Here is a 15,923-nt window from a genome sequence, read left to right on the forward strand (position 1 = left end):
GTTCTCGTTTCGTCAGGAGGGCTTGTCCAGCGGGACCGCGGCGATGGGCGGGTGGCCCGGCCTCGGCGGGATCACCGGCGGCACCGGATCCGCGGTGGCGCAGAGGGGCGGGAGGGGCCTGCGGGCGAGGAGCTCGATCAGGTCCGGGTCGGCGTAGGTGCGGCGGAGCTTCACCCGCACCGGGTGCTGGTTGCCGTAGACGGCGATCGCGGTGAAGTCGGGCAGCTCCCGCAGCACGTGGGTGGGGGCGAGGTCGGTCTCGACCAGCTGCTCGGAGGTGGAGCTGCCGCCGCCTCCCCTGCTGGTGGACTTCCTCTTCACCAGGGCCCGGCCGAGCAGGTTGGTGAAGGCCTTCAGCGTCTCGGGGTCGGCGTTGCCGGGAAGCAGCATGCGCAGGCCGGAGGCGTTCATGACGGTGTTGGCGGCCTCGCGGCCGAGCACGCCGATCAGCTGGCTGAGGTCGTGCCACACGGTCAGCACGGTGATGCCGATGCCGCGTCCGACGGTCAGCAGCCTCGGCAGGGCCTTGTAGCGGAAGCAGTTGCCGGCCTCGTCGATGACGAGGCCGAGCGCGGGGTCGAGGGGGCGGCCGGTGCGCTGGTAGCGGGCCTGGGCGGCGTGGACGATGCTCGCGGTGATCGCGGTCAGCAGCGGCGCGAAGCGTTCGCCGTCGGCCTCGCTGGCGATCAGGCAGACGGTGGCGCACCGGTCGAGGACCTCCTCGGCCGTGAAGTCGCTGGCGGCGGCGGTGGCGCGGACCTCCTCGTCCGCGTACACCTTGGTGATCACACTCAGGGTGAACCTGATGCTCCCGACGCCGTCGGGGTGCAGGGCGAACGCGGCGGCGTAGTCGTCCGCGACGTCGGGGTGGCCGCCGTCGACCAGGATCTCGCGGACCTCGTCCACGGCGTCGTCGGCGAGCGCGAGCCAGCGCCGGAACGTGGTGATGTCCCCGCCGGCGAGGTTGGCGGCCAGCAGCACGCCCTTGACGACGGCCTTGGCCTGGTCGACCCAGGGGCCGGACCGCGGGTCGCCCGCGGTGGAGGCGGCGTCGGCCAGCCAGCCGGCCATCCGGTCGGCGGCCTTGGCGTCCGCGCAGTAGTCGACGGGGGACCAGCGGGCGGTGGGGCGGTCGGGCAGGCCGGCCGGGGCGACGACGTGCACCGGGCCCAGGGCCGCCCGCCGCGCGTACACCACGTCGAGGTCGGCCGCCTTGACGGTGGTCATCACGCAGGGGCCGTACCACTCGGCGGCGATCGGCAGCACCAGCCCCGTGGTCTTGCTGCTGCCGGGCAGGCCGAACACCGTCGCGCTGATGTTCTCCTTGGCGGCGAGGATCCAGTTCCGGCGGCCCTTGCTGCGGCCGAAGGCCATGCGGTTGCGACGCAGGCCGGGCTCCTCGGCTACCCGGAGCCGACGTTCGGTCGCCCGGCCGCCCCAGCGGGCGCCATCGGTGCCGGGATCGGTGCCGCGGCGCATCCACAGCCACGTCCCGCCCGCGACCGGGCCGGACCAGATCAGCACCAGCAGCGGCCACCACAGCCAGCCCGACGGTGCCGGAGCGAAGGCCGCGCCCGGGCCGCGCAACGGCCAGGTGACGGCGGCGAGGCCGGCGCCGCCGACCAGGCGGCAGGAGTGCCCGGTGAGCAGGGCGGCGGCCCGGGCGGCGAGCACACCGGAGGCCAGCAGCCACAGCACCGCGGCGCCGAGCACGGTCGCGGCCCAGGTCGGCTCGGAGCGCTGGTCGCCCGTCACAGGGCCATCCGCTCGTCCGTGTGGTACAGCTCCTTCTCCTTCTCGGTGAGGTGGAGCTGGACCGGATAGGCGCCGGAGCGGCCGGGCATCCACAGGCCCCGCCCGGCGTGCGCGCGGCCCCAGCCGGAGACGAGCTCCACCTGCGGTTCGGTGAGGCCCACCGCGTCCCGGATCGCGCCCAGGGAGCGGACGTCCTGAGCCATCGTGATCTTGGTGTCGAACGACGAGACCATGTGTTGGGCGATCATCACGGCCTCGGACCCGGCCGGGCCGACCGCCTCGAAGTCCGACAGCCGGTGGGTGGCGGCGAGGTCGAAGACCCCGTCGGCCCGGTGCAACCTGAGGTCGGAGTCGAGCTTGCGGATCACCGTGGCGCCGCCGACCTGGAGCGCGCGCCACAGCTCGTCCCTGACGACCAGGCGCTGGGGCCCGCCGGGCTGGTCGATCGCCGCCTGGGTCCAGCTGGAGATGCACATCATGATCATGGCGACGGTCTCGTCGCCGTAGGCGCGGGTGCGGGAGATGTCGATGCTGACCATCGGCGCGGACCAGTCGATGCGGCTGGTGGAGGTCTCCGCCGTGCTGAACAGGTCGCCGACGTGCCCGTCGAGCATGGTGGCCAGCGCCGCCCGGGACGCCCTGGTCGCCTCCCGGGTGGCCTGGATGTCCTCGCCTCGGATCCGCAGTTCGCGCGCCATTCCGGTGCTCGGGTCGCGCAGGGCGGCGTGCACGGCCCGCAGCGTCGGGGTGGCCAGCACGGTGTTGCCGCTCAGCTGGCCGGTGACCTCCTTGATCGCGGCGGAGATCGCCTCCGTCTCCTCCGGCGTCAGCGGCCTGCGCATCTGTAGTTCCAGCAGCGTGCACAGCAGGCTCAGGCGGCGCCGATGGATCTCCGTCAGGCGCTCGCGCCACTCCACCGGGTCGGTGACGTGCTCCAGCCCGTCGCCGAGCGAGCCGGCGTCCAGGGGATTGACGCGCCCGGGCAGGCCGGGGCCGAGCTCCAGCGGTTCGCACCCGAGCCAGCGGCACACCCGCCCGTACTCGCCCTTCACGTCACCGGCGATCAGCACCTTCACCCCGAACGCCGCCAACCTCGTGGACAGCGCCTTGATGAGAGCGCTCTTCCCGGCTCCCATGGTGCCGGTGACCAGCACCGCCGGATTGGAGACGATCCTGTGCTGGACCCACGCTCCCGGGTGCATGGAGAACTGCCGGCCGGTCAGGACGTCGTGGCCGATGTAGGCGCCGACCGCGGGCAGGGCCGAGCCGCCCCCGAAGGGGTAGAGGCCGGCGAGGTTGTAGGTGTCGCAGCGGTAGACCTCGGGGGCCGCGACCCGTACGGCCCTCCCGGCGTGGGGGCCTGGCCACCCCAGGACCGGCGTCGGCGCCGCGGCGGCCGGCCGCTGGTGTGCCCGCCGCCCGCGCTGGGCCGGAACCGGCGCCGGTCCGGTCGTCAGGACGTCCGGCAGGCCGATCGAGGGCAGGTCGGTGTCCCCGCGGCGCCTCCAGTCGCGCAGGCGGCCCATCAGATCACCGCCCGCCGCTTCACCGGCAGACCCAGGCCGAGCGGCAGCGTCGCCGCGAAACCCGAGTCCTGCGCGGCGTAGAGCTCACGCAGGCGAAGGCCGGAAGTGTACGCGTCGCGCTTCAGCCGGGCGGTCGCCAGCGCCAGCTCGCCGGGCTCGTCGACCGTCACGGTCACCACACCGGTGAAGCGCGCGATGCCGTGGCCCGCCGTGCGGGCGTGGTCCTGGTCCTGGGTGTCGACCAGCGCCTTGCGCTCGTCCAGGGACTCGATCCGCCCGCCCCGTGCGCGCACCCGGCGCTTGACGTCGGCCTTGGTGCGCTCGCGGCTCAGCGTGGCCCGGGCAGTACGGGCACCGAGGCACTCGTAGGTCAGGGAGACACTCCGCCGGGCGTTGCCGGAGGCGCTCATCAGCGGGGTCAGCACGCTCGCGTACACCCGGCCCTCGGGCCAGCCGTAGACCTCGAAGCTCGCCGAGACGCCGCTGTCGTGCCGGTAGCGGCCCCAGTGCTGCTCGGCCGCGGCGGGGCCGGCGGCCGACTCGTCCACGCCCGGCGGCGTGCCGGCCCACCCGGGTGCGCACGCGGCCGCCGCGTGGGCGGCGAGCACGGGCGCCTCGCCCGGGTCGTAGGCGGTGCGGATCACCTCGGCGATCTGGCCGACGGTCAGCGTGGCGACGACCTGGAGGTCGGCGGCGGCGATCGCGCCCTGCATCGCGAGCAGCTCGCGCACCAGGACGGCGGTCGCCCCCAGGGTGCCGCCGCCGGAGCTCCTGATGTCCTGGCGGACCCGGGACGCGGCCAGGGTGACGGTCAGGTAGGTGCGGCGGGTGGACGCCGCGGGCGCCGCCTCGGCGGCGAGAGCGGTGACCAGGTCGTGGGCCGCCGCGGGCGCGCCCTGGTCGAGGTGGCCGGTCGTCCAGGCCATCAGCGCGGTGCCGTCCTCGGGAGCGGACCGGTCGGTGACCGAGATCCGCACGATCGGCCCGCCCTCGACGCAGTGCCCCCGGAGGAAGCCGCCCCAGCCGGAGACCCGGGCGTTCACCCGGGCGGTGTCGGCGAGCGCGATCCCGGGGTAGCGCACCTCCATGATCGCCGAGTAGTGGCCCTGCAGCGGGTCGTGGACGACCCCGATCTCACGGCCGGCCCCGGTGGGCACCGTCAGGAACTCCAGGCGGGCCAGCACACCCGGCAGGTCCGTGCGCCGCGAACCGTCCGACCGCCGGGGCGCGAACGCACCACTGAAGAACATCGTCTGCCTCCTGACGACAGCAACCTCGAACCGGACCGCGAGGACCGCCCACTCCGCCGCGGTCAGGCCGTACACCCGCAGGTAGACCGCCGCGAGCAGCAGCAGCGCGACCGGCACGGCGACGATCTCGCCCGCCCACGCGTGGGTGTAGACCGGCAGCATCGCGACCAGGCCCGCACCGGCGACCGTCACCAGGCCGCCCAGGCTCAGCTCGCCCAGGTACGGGCCGCGCTCGCGCTGCCAGCCGCCGTACGTCGCCGGCTCCTCGGGGGACGTCACGTTCCCTCACCTCCTGGTGGCGGGTCGGCCGGCAGGGGCTGGACCGGTGCCGGGGTCGGGCGGGTGGAGGCCGTCGGGACGTCCGTCGGGCCGGGCTGCGGGGGAGCAGGCGGCGCGGGGACCTGCGGCGGGCGGGCCGGGGCAGGACGCGGCGTACCGGGAGCCGGAACGGGCGGCGCCGCGACCGTGCCGGGGTGCGCGGTCGACGACCGGGCGGGGGCCCGACCGGGAGGGGCAGCGGCCGGGGCCCCCGCGGTGCCCGGCGACCCGGCGGGGGGAGAGGCCTCGCCGGAACGGCTGGGCGGCAGGTTGACGGATCCGCCCATGTCGCGCCCGGAGCTGAGCCCGGCGTGCGCGGCCATCGCGTCCAAGCCGCCGGAGGCCAGCTCGGTGCCCGCCTTCGCGCCCTGAGCGGCCATCAGCCCGGCCATCACCGCGCGACTGGCCGAGGAGCGCGGGCCGCCGTCCGCCTTGCGCCGGTCCGCGTCGTCCGACTCCAGCGCCCTGGCCAGTGCCGGCCCCGGCGGCGCCGCGCCGCTCCCGGACGGAACCCCGCCGCCGCGGCCCCAGATCGCCGAGGCCGCGGTGCCGCCGACCGCGCCGATGATGCCGCCGGCGACCGACCCGCCGCTGGAACCCCCACCGGCGAACGGCATGAAGCGGGCGGTCACCGGCCAGGCGACGGCACCGACGCCGACGACCAGCAGGCCCCCGACGACGCCCGTGACGGTGGTGGCCGCGCCGACCATGCCCTCCCCGATCAGCAAGGTGATCACGACGACCGGCTTGATCATGACGATCGAGTAGACGGCCTTGCGGGCGGTCGGCGCCCACTGCCGGGTGAACTCGCTGATCGCCCCGGCGGCCGACACGGGGAACGCCACGACGAGGAGGTCGAGGGCGTCGTGCCGGAAGATGAACTCGATCCACATCAGCCCGGCGACCAGGCATCCGACGACGCCCAGCACCAGCAGCCAACCGATCTCGGAGACGGCGTCCATCCCGGCGAACAGGCCGCTGATCCGGGCGACGAACTGGTCGGTGGTCTGGCCGGAGGAGCGGATCATCCAGGTGGAGACGTCGTCGGCGGCCCAGATCAGGGTCTGGGTGACGGTGTACATGGCCGCGCAGCTCAGGCCCCACTCGACCAGGCCCGTGACGGCGGTGGCGATCCCCTTGCCCTCGTGCGAGACGCAGGTGCGGGTGACCTCCACGCACAGCAGGATCGTCGCGATGATGGCGGACAGCTGGAGCATCAGGGCGAGGGTGTCCGAGATCCCGTCAGCGTCCAGGTCCACGACGGACCCCTCCAGGACCGCCTTGGCCATCTCCCCGAGCACCCACTTCGCCGCGCTGGAGAAGGTGTGGGCGAGCCGGCTGGTGCCTTCGTCGGCGATCGCGGCGCCCGGCGACTTCAGCACGGCGGCGAGGCCACCCTCGGATTTGGCCCCGCAGTGGGCGACGCCCGGGTTCTTCTTGCACCAGGCGGTCATCTCCTTGTCGGCGTTCTCGCAGTACACCTCCATCCCGGGCAGGGGCAGGACGTCGGCATCGCAGTACTTGTGTTTGTAGGTCGCGTACACGCAGGTCGAGAGCGGGTGGTCTCTCAGTCCGAGGGCCCGGCAGCCGTCCTCGTCCAGCGGTACACAGCCGCCGCGCGCATCCATCTGCTCCGCAGGGGCCTTCGGTTGCAGACTGGTGGCGGTCAGCTTCTCGGGCTGCCCGACGGGCCGGGTGTGTGTCGGGCAGGGTGTCCCGGCGGTGGCGCCCGGGACGGGAACCGGCGGCGGCGAGGCGGCGAACGCGGCAGTGGCTGGCCCGGCCAGCGCGACCAGGACGAGCACCAGGACCAGCACCTCGCGCCGCAGGCCGTTAGTGCTGGTAGGCAACGGGCCTCCAGCCGGCAGCTCGGCCTGCACCGTGCCCGGCTGGGCCACCATCGGGGTCTCCCGCATTTCCTTCGAGGTGAGCCTCCAGTCATTGCCGTCCCACACCACCGGGGCCGCTACGGTGAAGACACCAGTGCCGTGCTGGACGCCGCCGACGGTGGGGGTCTGGGTAGTCAGCAGCCATACGTCGACGGTGTCGGCGCTCACGGACTCGGTCTGGTAGGCGCGGACCTGGAAGGCGATGAAGTCCGAGCCGGTGCTGCCCCCGGCCTCGGGGAGGCCGAGCAGGCGTCGCCAGTCCCGGGCGTCCGCGATCGCCAGCGAGGTCAGCTTGAAGAAGTCCTCGCCCTTGCGGGCCATCACCATCATCTGGTCGGGCACCGCGTCAGGGCTCAGCAGGTCGCGGGCCTCGGTGTAGTGGGCGGCCGCGGACACGGCACCGGCCAGGGTGTGCGGGTAGCCGACCGGCATGCCCTGCTCGACCCGGGCGGGCGCGGGCAACGGCACCGCATCCACCACCGTGGACGGGCTCGCGGACGGAGGCACGGCGGCGGCCGAAGCGGTGGCGGGGGCGGCAGCGCCGGCCCCCGGTTCGGGCCCGGTCTGCCAGAGCAGGACGGCGGCCGCGCCCGCGGCGGCGGCCGCCGCCAAGGCCGCCCCGGTGGCCAGCCTGCGCAGGGCCCGGTGCCGACGGAGCTCGACGGAGTCCACCTCGTCAGCCCTTCAGGCTCGCGCCGAGGTAGACGATCGGCCAGGCCAGCCCGATCACGACGGCCGCCCGGAAGCATTTCGGCATGCCGGCCTTGCCCCGCGCACTGACGTCCGGCTTGTCCGAGATGCTGCCGAACGAGTCCATCGCGGCGCACGCGCACAGCGCGCCGACCACCAGGGCGAGGCAGATCCCCATCGTCCAGTTCACGATCGTGGTCAGCGCGCTGCCGACCTCCCCGGTCGGGACCTGCGGGGTGAAGTTCTTCCCGATGTCGTAGAACGACCCGCTCGGGGCGGCGGTGGGGTCATTGAGCGGCAGGGCGGTCAGCCGGGCCGCCGGCAGGGACGTAGAGGTCGTCATGCGAGGGGTCCTCCGGAGTGGCGGCCGTCCCGGCCGGGGCGCGCAGCGGGCCCCAGGACCTCTCGGCCGTGGTGATCAGGGTGTCGGTCAACTGGGTGCCGGCCGCCTCGAACCGGCGGCTGAGCCGGTCGGTCCGCAGGGCGTGCGCCCGCCAGGCGGGGCAGTGCGGCACCCGCACCACCGCGCCGACCCGGGGAGCGAGCATGGTGGCGACCGCCCGGCACTGCCGCGGCATCCCTCCGGCCACGCCGACCAGCACCAGCACGCACCGCTGAAGCGGCAGTCCCGCGCTCTCGGCGGCGGCGATCGCGACGGCGGCCGCCTCCAGCCCCTCCCGCGACGTCGGCGCGCAGATCACCGGCACGGCCCGCTCCAGCAGCATCCACCGGGCGGTGCGCGAGCGGACCCCGGCGCCACCGAGGTCGTCCGCGACGGTCAGCGCCGTGTCCGCCACGCTCACCCGCCAGCCGCCCATCCCCGCCAGCGCCGGCCATGCCGACGGCGCCGACGGCAGTGCGAGCGGCGGCTGCGACCAGGGCCTGCGGTCGGTGAGCACCTGGACCAGGCCGTCCAGGCAGGACGAGGCGGCCGCGCGGATCTGACCCGTGTGGAGCGACCGGTCGGCGGGCACGGAGGCGAGCCCGGTGCCGCCGGCCAGCGGCCAGCGGCGCCACGGCGACAACGCGGTCGGCGCGCAGTCGAGCACCACCGTCGGGGCGAGCCGGGCCAGCCCGGCCGCGGCTAGCAGGGCCACGGTGCTCCGGCCGCTGCCGGCTGCCGCCCCCAGGACCGGGACGACCAGCCGGGCGCCGGAGTGCAGCCCGGCCACGGGCGTGGACCTGCCCACGATGCTCACCCCCACCTGACCTGACCGATGATCAGCGATGCCATCCGTGGCCATCACTGGCTGTAGCCGCACTGTCTAGCACAGTGACGGCCGTTCTGCTTACACTCGGCGATCGACTGGGAGCTGATAGTGATCGAGAGTGTGTCGGTGCAGTACGACCCTGCAGGGGCGGGCCGCCGCTGGTCCCCTTCCCCACCTCCGGGTACGCGCGCGTCGTCAGCGCCGGCCCGCCCGGGGCGGTCAGCATCTGACATGCCGTCGGGCACCACACGATCGAGGGACCTGGACCATGCCCAAACGGGCGATCCTGCTGGCGGCGGGCGCGGCCACCGCGCCCGCCGGGGTGCTCGCCCTGGTGCTGCTGATGGCCGCCACCGACACACCGGCCGCCGCGAGCGCTCCCGGGCGCGGACCGTACGGCAGCGCCCTTCGGCCGGGCAGCGTCCCGGCCCGGTACGTCCCGATGATCGAGCGCGCGGCCGGGGCCTGCGACCAGGGCTTGACCTCCCCCCGGCTCGCCGCCCAGCTCCACCAGGAGAGCGGCTTCGACCCCAACGCCCAGAGCCCGGCGGGCGCCCAGGGCATGGCCCAGTTCGTCCCGGACACCTGGCATACCTGGGGCCGGGACGCCGAGGGCAACGGTGTGACCAGCCCGTTCGATCCGGCCGACGCGATCGACGCCCAGGGCCGGATGATGTGCTCGCTGATCCGCCAGGCCCGCGACTCCGGCATCGACGCCGACCCGTGGCAGCTCGCGCTCGCGGGCTACAACGCGGGCTGGCACGCCGTCGAAGCCGCCCACGGCATCCCGCCCTACCGGGAGACCCGGCAGTACGTCGCCGCCGTCGTCGCCGCGGTCCCGGACTTCACCGCCCCCCTGTCCGCCGGGCCGCAGGGCCCAGCCGACGGCGCCCTTCCACCGGGGTGGGACGTCCCGGCCGGCACCCACCCGCAGGCCGCCGCCGCGATCCGCTGGGCCCTGGCCCAGCGCGGCGGCTGGTACACCTTCGGCGGGGACTGCGCCGACCCGCTGGGCACCGCCCCCTCCCACCGGTGCGACTGCTCCAGCCTGGTCCAGCAGGCCTACGCCCACGCCGGGATCCGACTGAGCCGCTCGACGTTCACCCAGGTCGGGGAGGGGCAACCGGTCGACCCGGACAGCATCCGGCCCGGCGACCTCGTCTTCACCACCGGAACGGACGGCGGAGGCCCGGGCCGCCCCGGCCACGTCGCCCTCTACATCGGCGACGGCCTCCTCCTGGAGGCCCCCCGCACCGGCCTCCAGATCCGGACAGGCAGCTACCAGGCCTGGAGAGCAGCCGGCAGCGGCCCCGACCAGGTCGTCGCCGTCCGCCGGATCGTCACCTGATCCCCCGTCCGGGTGACCGGATCCACCCACAACCCCCGGGTTGTCCACAGGAACCCGCGCTACCGGCCCCGGGGACGGCCGGATCGGTCACCCTGACCGCCACGACAACAACCGACAAAGGAGTCCGCCATGACGACCGCCTGGTTCGACCGCCTCGCCGCCCGCCTCGCCGAGCCCGGCATCCAGGGCCCGCTCTCGGTGGCCTGGTCCCTCGCCAACCAGACCGGGTACTGGGCCCTGGCCGTCACCGCCGACACCGGCGGCGACGCCCTGGCCGCCTGTGGTACCCACAACCACGCGATCGAGCTCCGCGGCTTCCTGCCCGAGCCCGACGACGGCGACGACCCCGAAACCGACCTCACCTTCGCCGACGGCCGACGGCTCGCCGAATTCCTGGAGCAGGCGGAACTTCGGCTTTCGGCAGCGGCAGCCACCGCGGCGACGCCGGACGAGGCCTACACCGTCCTGGTTGCCGTTCGCCTCCTCGGGCACACCGCCACCGCCGTGCGCACCACGCTCCGCCCGGCGGAGACCGCCCGGTGAGCGCGGAGTTCGGCGAGTTCCTTGTGCTCGCCGGCAGCTACCTCAGCGACGCCGACTACCTGCCGATCGAGCGGAGCTCGGAGCTCTACCGACGGACCGTCGGCCATCAGGTCGCGGATCTGCTGGACCTCTTCCTCGCGGTGGAGACCCGGTACGCCTGGGAACCGGTGGACACCCTCCCCGACCGGGCGCCCACCGGCCCCGCCCCGGCACCGGACAGTGCCTGCCGGGCCCGGCTGCACGTAGCCCTGGCCGAAGCCGCCCGACAGCTCAGAGCCGCCTACGGCAAGCCGCCGGCCCTCACGGCCCTCCAGGCGTTCCAAGCACCCCGGTACGTCCCCCATGCCATTCAGGCCCTGCGCACCGGCCTGGACCTGCTCGCCACCCACACCGATCCCGACGGCCGACCCCTCACCCGGCACGGACTCGCCCTGGAGAGCACACACCTGCGCACCGCCGTCCTGGTCCGTGTCCTTGCTCTCACCGGAACGGTCGCGGACCTCGTGGGCCGCCTCGGCGCGGCCACCTCCAGCGCGTCCTTCACCGAACGCATCCGTGGCCTCGGCCGGGTCGTCGACCAGCTGGCAGTGGTGCAGCAGGAGGTCCGGGCTCTCGCCGCCGACCCGGACGTCCGGATCGGCGGCGCGGCGCTCGACACCGTACGGCCCCGCGCGCTGCTTCAGCCGGACCCGCCCCGCACCGCGGAGAACCCTGCGCAGCTCAGCGCCGGCGCCGCGGCCTCGGCCGACCGGCTCGCGGACATCAGCTGGCGCGCCGTACAGGTGGGTGACGACTCCCACGCACACACGGCCTCCGCCATGGGCACCGCGGCCTCCAACGCCTTCGCCGTCTACCAGCTGACCCGGTTGCTGTTCACCCACGCTGCCACCCACGCTCCCGCCACCGTGTCCGCCCACCTCGCGTCCGTCCACGCCGCCGATACCGCCTGGGAAGCGGCCGAGCTCGCCTGGCGCCGCGTACGCGCCTGTTGGTTCCCCCTGCGCTCCGCTCCCGACAACACCCTCTCCGCCGTCACCGCGGAGTCGCACGCCCTGGTCGACCGGGTTGGCCGGCTCCTCTACGCCGACCCGGCCTGGCGGCTGTCCCACGGCCACGGGGGACCGACCCGTCAGGCCTGCGACATCGCCGCGGCCCTGCCGGTGTGGAGCGACGCCCTGCGCCAGGTCTCCGCTCGGCTCCAGCACCTCGGCGAAGACCACGCGGTCCTCGCCGAGCGCCTCGCCGACACCCGACGGCTGATGATGCGAGCCTCCGGCCCCGGGCACAACCGGCTGCCGGCCCGGCCGCTGCCCGCCGACCGACGTGCCGAGCTCGCCGAGGAGTACCGGTCCGCCGGCCAGGCGAGCGCAGCCGCCGAGCGGGCCCTCGCCACCGTGGTCTCGGCGCTCGGAGCCGACCTCGCCGCCCAGGGCCTCTACCACCGGCTCGCCTCCACCCCCGACCCTCAGGCTGCCGACCGCATCACCCTCAGGCGCTCAGCGGCCCGTCTCGCCGCTACCGGGCAGAACCCGCAACCGACCCGGCGCCCAAGGCGGAGCGGCCTGGGCCTGTGAACGACTGGACCCGCCGGGCGGAGTCCAAGGCAGCGACGTGGCCGACACCGGTGACGATTCCTACGAGGTGCCTCCCCGCCAGTCGGCGCCGACACCTGGAGCACCGGCAAGCGCTGTGCCTTCGCCGACGACCCGATCCACAGTCGGCTGCTCGCGCTCGAGCGGTGGGTCGACCTCGTATGTCCGCAGGACCACGCAGCGGCGGTATGCGGCGACGACTTCGGCGACAGCGGCGGGCGGCCGATCGGGGAGGCGCCGAGGGCGGTGGCATTGCCGAGCTGGAGGTCGTCCTTCGTCAGCCTCTCAGCCCCGGGCCCTGACCGACGAGGCCACCGGCGAACCCGTCTCCTGTACCCATGCCGACAACAGACCGTACGATGCTGGCGAAGGTTCAGAGTCGGCTCGCCGGGGCGCAGCTGAGACAGACAGCCGCTGGGGAGTTGGCCCGGCGTACGTCGGGCTCCGGATTCGAACTGAATGGATTGGCGCACTCTGAGCCCAATCGCAGCAGGTCAGGAAGTGTCAGCCCCGCGCTTGCGGGGATAGCTCGGGGTGGGGCTGGCCACGACCTTCAGCGGCGCGGTCAGCCCCGCGCTTGCGGGGATAGCTCCTGGCAGGGTACCCCGGCCCGCCCGGGCGTGCCGTCAGCCCCGCGCTTGCGGGGATAGCTCAAATCGTGGCCACCCGCCACCGGACCGAGGCCGGTCAGCCCCGCGCTTGCGGGGATAGCTCCTCGTCGGGCCGGGTCAGGCCGAGACGGGCCATGTCGGCCCCGCGCTTGCGGGGATAGCTCCTGGGTACGGACCACCTTCGCCCAGGCGGTGGTGTCGGCCCCGCGCTTGCGGGGATAGCTCCAAGCGGTTCACGGCCACGCAGTCCCGGTGGCCGTCGGCCCCGCGCTTGCGGGGATAGCTCCGCCGACGGGGTCTTCGAGTTCGCGTACGAGAAGTCAGCCCCGCGCTCGCGGGGATAGCTCCAGTGGGCCGCGAGGAGACGTGAGGCGACGGTCGTCGGCCCCGCGCTCGCGGGGATAGATCGTTCTGGGCCGGGGTACCGATGTGCATAGTGCGGTCGGCGTCGATGAGGCGCTCGGCCTCGCGGCGTTCGGCGTCCTCGGCGTCCAGCTGGCGGCGCAGCAGCGCGACCCGTTCCTCGGCCGCGCGTACCTGGTCCTGCACGGCAGCCACGTGTTCTTCGGCGGCCCGGGCCTGGCGCCGGGTGACTTCGGCGGCCGCCTCCGCGGCTTGCGCGTCTTCGCGTGCGTCTCTCGCCTGGCCCTTGGCGATGGCCGCATGCCAGAAGGTGGCGTCGGCGGATGCTCCGCCGAAGACAGCTGCCGCACTTGCGATGACCTGGTCGGTGTTCACGGTGGTCCTCCCCTTCCGGTCCGGCGGGTCGCGCCGGACCAAGGGAAGGACAACGGTGGTTGTCCTTCCCTTTCTTGGGGCGAGACGGGCTCAGGCGATCAGCTTGTGCAGCCCGACCACACTCGCTCCGAACGCCGCCAGGCCGGCTACTGCCGCGGTGGCTGCTCGGCCGCCACCGAGGAAGGTCAGTCCCCCGACGACCAGGCCGGTGAGGGCGCCGGCGAGGAGGATGACGGCGGTGCGCACCGTCAGGAACGGCTCAGGGGCGGGCGGGGGCGTCGGCGATTGGGTCGGCGAACTCACGTGCTTCTCCGTCGGGTTGTCGGTGATTCGGGCGTCCGCTTCTATGTCGTCCCGGGCCCTGCACCCCACGGACGAGTTTCCTCGGAGCCGCTCCAAAAAATCTTGAAAAAGTCCGTGGGGTACCCGGGGGAGGGCTACTTAAAAGGGGTCGGCCATCCGCCGAAGGCTGAGGGAGTCCGGCGGAGCCTGACGACGGCCCCGTTCCTCATCGGGCCGGGAGACGATCGGAAGGGGAGACGATGCGGGGCGACGACGCGGGCGCGCAGTTCGCGGCCGCGCGCGTCCGGGACCTACAACCCGCAGGCCGACCCGGCGCGACCGAGCTCGGCATGCCGGTGCCGATGGAGATCTTGGATGCGTTCTTCGCGGAGGAGTCCCGTGAGAGCGCGAGGGCGAAGAAGCTGCAGGAGAGCGTCGACCGGCGGCTGGCCGACCAGCGGATCGTCGGGCTACTGGCCAAGAAGGGCTTCGAGGGCCCGCAGTACGACAGGTTCGTCGACGAGCTCGTGCGGTACGGAATCGCCGTGCTGAAGGCCTGGATGCACTCCGGGTACATCTTCAAGCTCGTCGCGGCCCGCGGGTTCGGCCTCAACCCGAACGAACTGGAGCTGGAGGAACTTCACCTCAACAACGACCTCAGGGAGGAGCTCGCCACCATGACCGTGGCCCTCGCCCTGCCCCGCTTCCGCCGGCAGGCGTTCGTCGAGGGTGGCTGGAGCTTCGAGGGCGGCGCCAGCATCACCACCTACTTCATGGGCGCCTGCGCGTACGACTTCCCCAACGAATTCCGACGCTGGCGGGCCAGCGGGGAGCAGCAGTCCCGGGCTCTCAAGCGGCTGAAGGCCGTTCACGAGGACTCGGTGCGCACCTTGAGCGTCGAAGACGAGGCGCTGGGAAACCTGCGGGTGATGCTCGCCATCGAGGAGATCGACGATCCGAGGCTCAGAGCCGCAGTGGCGATGACCGTCGACGGATACTCACAGCAGGAGATCTGCGAGGTCCTGGGCGCCGAGTCCGTCCGGGCCATCGAAGGCTTGCTCTACCGGTGGCGGACCAAGGCCAAACAGCAGGAGGAGCGTGACAGGCGTGGGTGACGACCAGGAGTTCGACGCGCTGCTGGAGCAATCCTCCCTGGGATCTCCGGGGGCCCGCCGACTGAGCGAGCGCACACCGCTCCGACGGGCTGACGAGGTACGAATGATCATCGAGCTGCTGGGTGGAGGTGCTACCGACTCCGGCTACGTCAGCTCAGCCGAGGATGCGGCCCGCGAGTTGGCCAAGCTGGCCCTCTCGATCAACAACCCCGGGTGGCTCTTTCGCCTAGCGGCCGACGCCGGCCGCGCCGACAACCTGGTCAAGCTGGCGATGCTGCGTGAGCGAGCCGGGGACCTCGAAGGGGCTGAGGTGCTGTACCGAGCCGCCGGCCACACGAAGCCGCTCGACCTGTCGGACATGCCTCCGGAGTTCACGGCCTTCTGTGAGCTGCACCGTCCGCGCTATCTGAGTTATGCGCGGGTCCGGTTCCACGAGCCGGCCGTCGCCGGGCGCATCGTTGACCGGGCCTTCTGCACACTGGCCGAGGTGTGGCCGGAGGTGCTGGGCAGCTCCAACCCCACCGCCATGGCCTGGCAGATCCTGCGCAGAACGGTCGCCGAGTGGGACCAGCCGAACAGCGAGCCGCTCGCCGAGCACCGTCCCGCCGCAGCCGACGAGGACCTTGCGAGCCTGCACTACGTGGTGGGCCTGACCGCACCCGAGATCACCGACGCGGTGGGCACCGAGACCGCCAGTGTCACCGGGCAGCATCCACCACGCCCCGCGCCGGATGCCCCAGGAGTGGTCACGGGGCGACGCAGCGCCCCGTGATCGTGACCCGGTGACATGAAGGGAACGTGGTTGATCGTCACCCTTCCCCTCTCTGGCGCCGGATCCGGGGTGCACATGCACCGTCAGGTGAGCAGATCTGAGATCGGTCGGGTAGCAGGGTCACGTTCCCGTGACCCGGCCCCCTCAGAACCGGACGTGCAGCGTTAACTGCATCCGGCTCAAGCAAGCCCCCAAGGGCTTCGCGGGTCAGCAGGTTGTCGACGGCGGTCTACAGGAGCGCGCGCACCTCGGAGGCGAGGCGTCCCGGGTGGGCGACGGGGTC

At 73.5% G+C, this 15,923-nt stretch carries 12 protein-coding genes; 5 read left to right on the forward strand and 7 right to left on the reverse strand.

What is annotated here, in order from left to right; translation table 11 throughout:
- Window positions 1-12: 12 nt before the first annotated feature.
- From ACFY4B_RS18065 to ACFY4B_RS18090, 6 genes are read right to left on the reverse strand one after another with little or no spacing between them, the layout of a single operon-like run.
- On the reverse strand, window positions 13-1,755 hold the full coding sequence (locus tag ACFY4B_RS18065) for a type IV secretory system conjugative DNA transfer family protein (protein ID WP_387968712.1): 1,743 nt from the start codon (window positions 1,753-1,755) through the stop codon (window positions 13-15).
- Entirely contained in the window at window positions 1,752-3,281 is a 1,530-nt protein-coding gene (locus ACFY4B_RS18070) for a type VI secretion protein (protein ID WP_387968714.1), read from the reverse strand. The genes ACFY4B_RS18065 and ACFY4B_RS18070 overlap by 4 nt, the downstream gene beginning before the upstream one ends.
- Complete coding sequence (locus ACFY4B_RS18075; protein WP_387968716.1) at window positions 3,281-4,810, reverse strand: SCO6880 family protein; 1,530 nt, start codon at window positions 4,808-4,810, stop codon at window positions 3,281-3,283. The genes ACFY4B_RS18070 and ACFY4B_RS18075 overlap by 1 nt, the downstream gene beginning before the upstream one ends.
- Window positions 4,807-7,410 (reverse strand): hypothetical protein, encoded by a 2,604-nt coding sequence (locus tag ACFY4B_RS18080; RefSeq protein ID WP_387968717.1) that lies wholly within the window; start codon window positions 7,408-7,410, stop codon window positions 4,807-4,809. Before ACFY4B_RS18080 ends, ACFY4B_RS18075 begins: the two co-directional genes overlap by 4 nt.
- Window positions 7,411-7,414: 4 nt before the next feature.
- Complete coding sequence (locus ACFY4B_RS18085) at window positions 7,415-7,771, reverse strand: hypothetical protein (protein ID WP_375875824.1); 357 nt, start codon at window positions 7,769-7,771, stop codon at window positions 7,415-7,417.
- A complete protein-coding gene (locus ACFY4B_RS18090; RefSeq protein ID WP_387968719.1) occupies window positions 7,716-8,618 on the reverse strand; it encodes a hypothetical protein in 903 nt (300 codons plus the stop codon). The genes ACFY4B_RS18085 and ACFY4B_RS18090 overlap by 56 nt, the downstream gene beginning before the upstream one ends.
- A 289-nt stretch (window positions 8,619-8,907) precedes the next feature.
- Between ACFY4B_RS18090 and ACFY4B_RS18095 the strand changes: the two genes are divergently transcribed.
- The 3 genes from ACFY4B_RS18095 to ACFY4B_RS18105 all read left to right on the forward strand — a co-directional run bounded on the left by ACFY4B_RS18095 (window position 8,908) and on the right by ACFY4B_RS18105 (window position 12,104).
- Complete coding sequence (locus ACFY4B_RS18095) at window positions 8,908-9,987, forward strand: NlpC/P60 family protein (RefSeq protein ID WP_387968721.1); 1,080 nt, start codon at window positions 8,908-8,910, stop codon at window positions 9,985-9,987.
- A gap of 129 nt (window positions 9,988-10,116) precedes the next feature.
- Window positions 10,117-10,530: a hypothetical protein gene (locus ACFY4B_RS18100; RefSeq protein WP_387968722.1), complete on the forward strand. Its 414-nt coding sequence runs from the start codon at window positions 10,117-10,119 to the stop codon at window positions 10,528-10,530.
- A complete protein-coding gene (locus ACFY4B_RS18105; protein WP_387968723.1) occupies window positions 10,527-12,104 on the forward strand; it encodes a hypothetical protein in 1,578 nt (525 codons plus the stop codon). Before ACFY4B_RS18100 ends, ACFY4B_RS18105 begins: the two co-directional genes overlap by 4 nt.
- A gap of 1,457 nt (window positions 12,105-13,561) precedes the next feature.
- Here the strand turns inward: ACFY4B_RS18105 and ACFY4B_RS18110 are convergent.
- Window positions 13,562-13,774: a hypothetical protein gene (locus tag ACFY4B_RS18110; RefSeq protein WP_380659949.1), complete on the reverse strand. Its 213-nt coding sequence runs from the start codon at window positions 13,772-13,774 to the stop codon at window positions 13,562-13,564.
- 239 nt (window positions 13,775-14,013) lie between these two features.
- Here ACFY4B_RS18110 and ACFY4B_RS18115 point away from each other — a divergent pair, with 239 nt between their 5' ends.
- Both ACFY4B_RS18115 and ACFY4B_RS18120 read left to right on the forward strand, forming a co-directional pair.
- Window positions 14,014-14,868 carry a hypothetical protein gene (locus tag ACFY4B_RS18115; RefSeq protein WP_380659947.1) on the forward strand — a complete coding sequence of 285 codons (855 nt, stop codon included), beginning with the start codon at window positions 14,014-14,016 and terminating at the stop codon, window positions 14,866-14,868.
- The gene (locus ACFY4B_RS18120) at window positions 14,861-15,640 is read left to right on the forward strand and encodes a hypothetical protein (protein WP_387968725.1); all 780 of its coding nucleotides are present in this window, start codon (window positions 14,861-14,863) and stop codon (window positions 15,638-15,640) included. The genes ACFY4B_RS18115 and ACFY4B_RS18120 overlap by 8 nt, the downstream gene beginning before the upstream one ends.
- Window positions 15,641-15,923: the final 283 nt, after the last annotated feature.

Source organism: Kitasatospora sp. NPDC001261 (genome assembly GCF_042896795.1).
In the GTDB taxonomy this organism is placed as follows: domain Bacteria; phylum Actinomycetota; class Actinomycetes; order Streptomycetales; family Streptomycetaceae; genus Kitasatospora.